This is a genomic window from Agromyces luteolus, from assembly GCF_009729855.1.
Taxonomy (GTDB): Bacteria; Actinomycetota; Actinomycetes; order Actinomycetales; family Microbacteriaceae; genus Agromyces; species Agromyces luteolus.
Genome location: NZ_WODA01000023.1, coordinates 332,033 through 338,877 on the forward strand (window position 1 = coordinate 332,033; position 6,845 = coordinate 338,877).

At 73.4% G+C, this 6,845-nt stretch carries 7 protein-coding genes; 6 read left to right on the plus strand and 1 reads right to left on the minus strand.

Translation table 11 applies throughout. The features are described 5' to 3' along the window. The first annotated feature begins 95 nt into the window (after positions 1-95). The 5 genes from GLX25_RS13500 (at position 96) to GLX25_RS13520 (ending at position 4,623) form a co-directional block, all read left to right on the plus strand. The gene (locus tag GLX25_RS13500) at positions 96-1,568 is read left to right on the plus strand and encodes a carboxylesterase family protein (protein WP_155842950.1); all 1,473 of its coding nucleotides are present in this window, start codon (positions 96-98) and stop codon (positions 1,566-1,568) included. Then, positions 1,565-2,068 (plus strand): ASCH domain-containing protein, encoded by a 504-nt coding sequence (locus tag GLX25_RS13505; RefSeq protein ID WP_166548800.1) that lies wholly within the window; start codon positions 1,565-1,567, stop codon positions 2,066-2,068. The genes GLX25_RS13500 and GLX25_RS13505 overlap by 4 nt, the downstream gene beginning before the upstream one ends. Before the next feature lie 68 nt (positions 2,069-2,136). After that, entirely contained in the window at positions 2,137-3,078 is a 942-nt protein-coding gene (locus GLX25_RS13510; RefSeq protein ID WP_155842951.1) for a hypothetical protein, read from the plus strand. Between the two features lie 2 nt (positions 3,079-3,080). Continuing rightward, positions 3,081-3,656, plus strand: coding sequence for a GNAT family N-acetyltransferase (locus GLX25_RS13515; protein ID WP_155842952.1), 576 nt, complete (start codon positions 3,081-3,083; stop codon positions 3,654-3,656). Positions 3,657-3,693: 37 nt separating this feature from the next. Further along, on the plus strand, positions 3,694-4,623 hold the full coding sequence (locus GLX25_RS13520) for an ROK family protein (protein ID WP_155842953.1): 930 nt from the start codon (positions 3,694-3,696) through the stop codon (positions 4,621-4,623). A gap of 37 nt (positions 4,624-4,660) precedes the next feature. Here the strand turns inward: GLX25_RS13520 and GLX25_RS13525 are convergent, their stop codons facing one another. Beyond that, positions 4,661-5,134: an NUDIX hydrolase gene (locus tag GLX25_RS13525; protein WP_155842954.1), complete on the minus strand. Its 474-nt coding sequence runs from the start codon at positions 5,132-5,134 to the stop codon at positions 4,661-4,663. 310 nt (positions 5,135-5,444) lie between these two features. Here GLX25_RS13525 and GLX25_RS13530 point away from each other — a divergent pair, with 310 nt between their 5' ends. Next, positions 5,445-6,764, plus strand: coding sequence for an MFS transporter (locus tag GLX25_RS13530; protein WP_155842955.1), 1,320 nt, complete (start codon positions 5,445-5,447; stop codon positions 6,762-6,764). Positions 6,765-6,845 lie beyond the last annotated feature (81 nt).

Consider the following 6,845-nt stretch of genomic DNA (forward strand, 5'->3'; position numbering starts at 1 on the left):
CCGCCGCCCCGCCCTCGTCCCCCGTCCGGGGGTCCGGCTACGCTGGCGACGCACCCCGCTCGGACGGTCCGGGCGGGCGCGCAGGAGTCGACCCGATGACGCACACGGACCCGAACACCGCCGATCCCGACCTCGCCGATCCCGACCTCGCCGAGCCCGACCTCGCCGAGCCGGGCGACCTCGTCGACCTGACCGAGGTCGGCGACCCGACCGCACCGGCCGGCCCGCCGCCCCTCGGCATCCCCACCGAGCTCGAGACCCCGCTCGGCACCTTCCCGGCGGTGTCGGGCGGCGGGGTCGTGCGCGTGCGCAACGTCCGGTACGCGACCGCCCGGCGCTTCGAGGCGCCCGTCCCCGCGGAGGTCCGCCCCGACGAGGCAGCCGATCGACGGTTCCAGCGCATCGCGTGCCCGCAGCCGCCGAGTCCGAGCGACGAACTGCTCGGGCGACCGCTGCGCGGCGTCGAGTTCGACGAGGACTGCCTTCGGCTCTCGATCACGCTGCCCGAGGACGCCCCCGACGAGCCGATGCCGGTGCTCGTCTGGGTGCACGGCGGGTCGCACGTCTCCGGCGCGGGCGACCTCGCCGGATACGACCCCGCCGCGATCGTGCGCGAGCAGCGGGTCGTCGTCGTCGGCGTGACCTCACGCCTCGGGCTCCTGGGGTACCCGACGGATGACGCGCACCCCGCGAACCTCGGACTGCTCGACCTGATCGCCGCCTTCCGGTGGGTCGGCGAGCACATCGGCGCCTTCGGCGGCGACCCCGAGCGGATCACCGCCGTGGGCCAGTCGTCGGGCGGCGACGCGCTCGCGCACCTGATCGCCGCCGACGGCGCCCGGGGGCTCTTCCGCCGAGTCGTCCTGCAGAGCCCGCCCCTCGGCATCCGCACCGGGCGCGCCGAGATGCAGCAGCGGATGGCCGCGGCGGCGGGCCCGCTCGACCCGGAAGCCTCGCTCGACGACCTGTTCGCCGCCCAGGCGCGGGCGAAGCAGGCCGCCGCGGGGTCGGGCCTGCGCTCGGCCATGCCGTTCGGACCGCGAGCCGGGGCCGCACCGCTTCCCGCCGAGGGCGACGTCGAGGCGGCGTGGCGCGAGCACGCCGCCGACCTCGACGTGCTCGTCACCTGGAATCGCGACGAGACCGCGTTCTTCTTCGAGGTCGACCCGAAGCTCGCTGCCCTCGCCGCGCGGCCCGTCGTCGGGTCGTGGCTGCGACGGCTGATCGTGGCGCGCACGACGAACGCCGTGTACCGCTCCGGGGCACGCCGGTTCGCGCGGATCGCCGGCCGAGGCGGCGCCGACGTGCGGGTCGCCGAGTTCGACGGGCACCCCGACGGCAGCCGCATCGGGTCGGCGCACGCGATCGAGGTCGCCCTGCTGTTCCCGGCGACCGAGGCCTGGACCGGCACGCCGCTGCTCGCACCCGACGGCGCGCGCACCCTCGTCGCGGCGGGCGCGGCGCTCCGCGCCGCCTGGGCGGAGTTCGGCCGCGACGGCGCGTTCCCGGCCGGTTACGTGCCGACCGGCCACGGCTGGGCGGGCAGCCTGCTGGCGAGGCGCGTGTGAGCGCCGAGAACGCGCCGGTCGACGAGGCCGCCGCCGCAGCGCTCTGGGAGGCGTACCGCGCCGCTCGCCCGGATCGCGCCCTCGACACGGAACCGCCGAGCGTCGAGGTGTTCGGCGACCACCCCGCGCTCACCGACGAGCTGCTCGGGCTCGTGCTCGACGGCACGAAGCGCGCGACCGCCTCGCTCGTCGCCGAGTTCCGTCACGAGGGGCAGCCGCTGCCCCGCGTCGGCAGCCACTGGATCGCGTGCGACTCGGCGGGTCGCCCGCGGGCGATCCTCCGCAGCACCGAGTTGCGCGTCGGACCCTTCTCGAGCGTCGACGCCGCGTTCGCGTACGACGAGGGCGAGGACGACCGCACGCTCGACTCGTGGCGCGACAACCACCGGCGCTACTGGCAGCGGGTGTGCCCGGGCATCGGGGTCGAGTGGCACGAGCGCCTCGACGTCGTGTTCGAGCGGTTCGAGGTGGCGTGGCCGCCCGAGGCCGCCGACCGCTGACGATCACGGCGAACGGCGACCGCCGTCAACCCCTCGCCGGTGTCGGTGGCATCGGCCAGCATGGCGGCATGCGCGACGATGTCATCACCTGGCTCCTCGACGGCGACCCGAGCGTGCGCTGGCAGGTCATGCGCGACCTGCAGGAGGCGCCGGGCGACGCGGTCGCCGCCGAACGCGCCCGCGTCGCCACCGAAGGCTGGGGTGCGAGCCTCCTCGCGCGCCAGGCCGACGACGGCTACTGGGGCGGCGAGGTCTACGGGCCGAGCCGCGAACGCGATTCGGTCATGTGGACCCTGCAGGTCCTCCGGAACCTCGGCGCGCCGCCCGATGCGCCGCCCGTGCGTGCCGCCGTCGATCGCGTCGTGGCCGGCGTGGTCTGGCACGAGTTCGACGACCTGCCCTACTTCAGCGGCGAGGTCGAGGAGTGCGTCAACGGCGGCGTCCTCGCGAACGCGGCCTACTTCGGCGTGCTCGGCGAGGGCAGCGACCGCATCATCGCCCGGCTGCTCGACGAGGTGCTCCCCGACGGCGGATGGAACTGCGAACCGGCCGACGAGTCGCAGCGCTCGTCGTTCGACTCCACCCTGTGCGTCGTCGAGGGGCTGCTCGCGTACGAGCGGGCGACCGGGGCGACGGATGCCGCGGTGACGGCGGCCCGACGCGGCGGCGAGGAGTACCTGCTCGAGCGCAGCCTCTTCCGGCGGAAGTCGACGGGCGAGCTCGCGAACCCCCGCTACCCGAATTTCACCTTCCCCACGTACTGGTTCTACGACGTGCTGCGCGCGCTCGATCACTTCCGAGACGCCGGGGGCCACGCCGACCTCCGGCTGCGACCGGCACTCGACCTCGTGCTCGAGCAGCGCGACGACGACGGCCGGTGGCGCGCCGGCCGGCGATGGCCGGGGCGCAACCGCTACGAGGTCGACGCCCCCGAGGGCGAGCCGAGCCCGTGGAACACGCTGCGCGCGATGCGCGTGCTGCGGTGGGCCGATCCGATGTCGATCGACTGAGCATGACGATCGAGGTGCGCGCGGCATCCGTCTTCGACGACGTCGCCGCGGTGGTCGGACCGAAGCGGCCCGATGCGAACGTGTGCTTCTGCCTGAGCTACCGGCTGACCTCGTCGAAGGAGAACCTGGCGCTCCGGGGTCCGGCCCGCGGCGAGCGCGTGCGCGAGCTGTGCGCGGAGGATCCCGCACCGGGGGTCATCGCCTACGACGGCGACGAACCGGTGGGCTGGGCGGCCGTCCATCCCCGGGCCGACACGAGCTTCGCGACGAACCGGCGCATCCCCCGCCTCGACGACCTCGACGTGTGGTCGCTGTGGTGCGTCCGCGTCCGCCCCGGGCACCGCAGGCAGGGCATCTCCCACCACCTCATCGCCGGCGCCGTCGCGTTCGCGCGCGAGCACGGCGCTCCCATGGTCGAGGCGTACCCGGTCGACAACCGCGGCGCGAAGGTCGACCTCACGATGGCCTACGTCGGCACGCGCGCCGCGTTCGAGCGCGCCGGCTTCGAGAAGGCCGCCGACACCACGAGCGTGCTGAACGGGTTCCCCCGCGTCCTCATGCGGCTCGACCTGCGCTGAGGGTGCTGCTCGGCGCGTTCCACGGCATGATCGACGCATGCCCGCCCACACGCCGGAGTCCCCCGTCGTCCTCGCCGTCGACATCGGCGGCACGAAGGTCGATGCCGCGCTCGTCGACGCCGACGGCCGAATCGTGCCGGGCAGCCGTCATCGCGCGCCGACCGGCGCCGGGCAGACGCCCGAGACGTTCGCCCGCGCGATCGCCGCGGTGTGCGAGCAGGCGACGGATGCCGCGGGGCCGGCGCACCGGCTCATCGGCGTGGGTGTCGGCACGGCCGGCCCGCTGCTCGGCGACGGCACGCACGTGTCGCCCCTGAACATGCCGGGCATCCGGGATCTGCCGCTCGTGCCCACGGTCGAGCGCTTCGCGGGTGCGGCGCCGGTGCACGTGGCGCTCGACGGCACCTGCATCGCCCTGGCCGAGGTGCGGTTCGGGGCGCTCCGCGGCGTGCGGAACGGCATCGCGATGGTCGTGTCGACCGGCATCGGCGGCGGGATCGTGGTCGACGGCCGGGTGATCCGCGGCGACACCGGCAACGCGGGACACGTGGGCCAGTCGTGGGTCCGGCGTCCGTCGCCCGACGATCCCGTCGCGGCGACCGTCGAAGCCGTGGCCTCGGGGCCGGCGACGGTGCGATGGGCGAACGCCCACGGGTGGACCGGCGCCGACGGACTCGCCCTCGCCGCGGACTACCGGGCGCGCCATCCGGTCGCCGTGCAGGCCGTGCAGCGGTCGGCCGAGGCCGTCGGGCAGGCGATCTCGTCGTTCGGTGCGCTCCTCGACGTCACGACCGTCGCCATCGGCGGCGGCTTCTCGCGAGTCGCCGACGACTACCTTCCGCTCGTCGAGGCGGCGGCGCACCGTGCCGCGGTGCTCCCCGCCGCACGGGACGTCCGGGTCGTGCCCGCCGAGCTCGGCGACGACGCGCCGCTCGTCGGGGCGGCGCTGCTCGCGTTCGGCGGCTGAGCGCGCAGCGCTTCCGCGGAAGCCCGGCCGCCCGCCGTCAGCCGACCTCGAACCGCGTCGGCCCGTCGCCGACGGCGAGCGCGGACTCGATGCGGCGGCGGTGCTCGGGGTCGACGTCGTCGAGGTCCGCGGGGTCGTGCCATCCGAGGTCGGTCATCTCCCCGTCGGCGGGGTGCGGTTCACCCTCGAGCCAGCTGCAGCGGAAGGTGAGGTCGAGGTAGTCGGCCCGGTCGCCGTTGCCGTAGGCGACGCGGGGCACCTGGTGCACCCACGCGAGACGGTCCACGCGAACGCGCACGCCCGCCTCCTCGTGCGCCTCCCTGGCCGCGGCCAGGGCGGGCTCCTCGCCGGGATCCACGATGCCCGTGATCGGGGTCAGCGCCCCGGTGTCGGCGCGGCGCCCGAGCAGCACGCGACCCTCGCGGAGGATCACGGCGGTCACGCCGACGAGCGGCAGCGGGGCGGTCCCGACGTGGCGACGGAGCTCGAGGACGAAGTCGGGCGTGGGCATGGCGAAACCCTATGCGACCGCCTCGGGGCGCAGCGAGCCCCTGCGGTTCGCAGGATGGGACGCTCGATGGGCGTTCGAGGGGCGGCATGGCGCCGCTCGTCCTTCGAACTCGATCGGACGGCGCGCCGCCGTGCGCGCCGATCCTCCGTTCGTCGCGCAGACACCGCCGTTCGTCGCAGGGGGCTACCGTTCGGCGCGCCCGGTGCGCTATGGTCGGTTTTCCAACCGAACGATCGGTCGGGAAACCCGCAACGACGCACCACCCCCGCGTCGGTCCCCGAATCACCCTGCACAGAACAACGGAGTTCGCATGACCTCAACCGTCCAGGAATCCGCGCGCACCGGGAGGATGTCCCCCGAGGAACGCAAGGTCCTCGCCGGCACCCTCGTCGGCACGTCCATCGAGTGGTACGACTTCTTCATCTACGCCCAGGCGGCCGGCCTCGTGCTCGCGCCGCTGTTCCTCGCTCCGCTCGCCGAGTCGAACCCGACCCTCGCGCAGGTGCTCGCCTTCGCGACCATCGGCATCTCGTTCCTCTTCCGTCCGCTCGGCGCGGTCGTCGCCGGATGGCTCGGCGACAAGCTCGGGCGCAAGAAGATGCTGGTCTTCACGCTCATCCTCATGGGCCTGTCGACCTCGCTCATCGGCTTCCTCCCGACGTATGCCGCGATCGGCATCGCGGCGCCGATCCTGCTGATCACGCTCCGCATCCTGCAGGGCTTCTCCGCGGGCGGCGAGTGGGGCGGCGCGGCGCTCATGTCGGTCGAGCACGCCCCGAAGGGCAAGCGCGGCTTCTTCGGCGCGTTCCCGCAGATCGGCGTGCCCGTCGGCATGATCCTCGCGACCTTCACGCTCTGGATCATCACCTCGACCATGTCGCCGGAGGCGTTCATGGAGTGGGGCTGGCGCATCCCGTTCATGTTCTCGATCGTGCTGATCGTCGTCGGCTACCTGATCCGTCGCGCGGTCGAGGAGAGCCCGGTCTTCAAGGAGCTCCAGGAGCGCAAGCAGGAGTCCTCGGCGCCGCTCAAGGAGCTGTTCCGCAGCAACACGAAGAACGTCATCCTGACCGCGGTCATCTTCATCGCGAACAACGCCGCCGGGTACCTGCTCATCGCCTACTTCGCGACCTACGCGGTGACCGCGCTCGGCATGGACCGCCCGTCGGTGCTGCTCGCCACGACCTTCGCGTCGTTCGGCTGGCTGATCTTCACGCTGTGGGGCGGCCGGCTCTCCGATCGCCTCGGTCGCATCCGCACCTTCCAGATCGGCTACGTGTTCCTCGCGCTCTGGGCCATCCCGATGTGGTTCCTCATCGACACCGGGAACATCGTCTGGTACTTCGTGGCACTGTTCCTCATGACGTTCGGCCTCGGCCTCTCGTACGGCCCGCAGGCGGCGCTCTACGCCGAGATGTTCCCGGCCAAGGTGCGCTACTCGGGCGTCTCGATCGGCTACGCGCTGGGTGCCATCCTGGGCGGGGCGTTCGCCCCGATGATCGCCGCTGCCCTGCTCGGCGAGACGGGCATGTCGTGGACGATCGGCCTCTACATCGCGATCGCCGCGGTGATCTCGCTGATCGGCGTCTCGATGGTCAAGGAGACGAAGGACGTCGACCTGAGCGCGTGACCCCCTGAGTGAGGGCGAGGGGCGGATGCCGGGCGCTTTCTGCCGGTCGTTGCAACACCTTGCCTGTTAGGTGCTCGTTAG

Excerpts from the sequence above, each read along its gene's own strand:
- GLX25_RS13500 (WP_155842950.1), top strand. The coding sequence starts at position 96 with ATGACGCACACGGACCCGAACACCGCCGATCCCGACCTCGCCGATCCC.
- GLX25_RS13510 (WP_155842951.1), top strand. The coding sequence starts at position 2,137 with ATGCGCGACGATGTCATCACCTGGCTCCTCGACGGCGACCCGAGCGTG.
- GLX25_RS13515 (WP_155842952.1), top strand. The coding sequence starts at position 3,081 with ATGACGATCGAGGTGCGCGCGGCATCCGTCTTCGACGACGTCGCCGCG.
- GLX25_RS13520 (WP_155842953.1), top strand. The coding sequence starts at position 3,694 with ATGCCCGCCCACACGCCGGAGTCCCCCGTCGTCCTCGCCGTCGACATC.
- GLX25_RS13525 (WP_155842954.1), bottom strand. The coding sequence starts at position 5,134 with ATGCCCACGCCCGACTTCGTCCTCGAGCTCCGTCGCCACGTCGGGACC.
- GLX25_RS13530 (WP_155842955.1), top strand. The coding sequence starts at position 5,445 with ATGACCTCAACCGTCCAGGAATCCGCGCGCACCGGGAGGATGTCCCCC.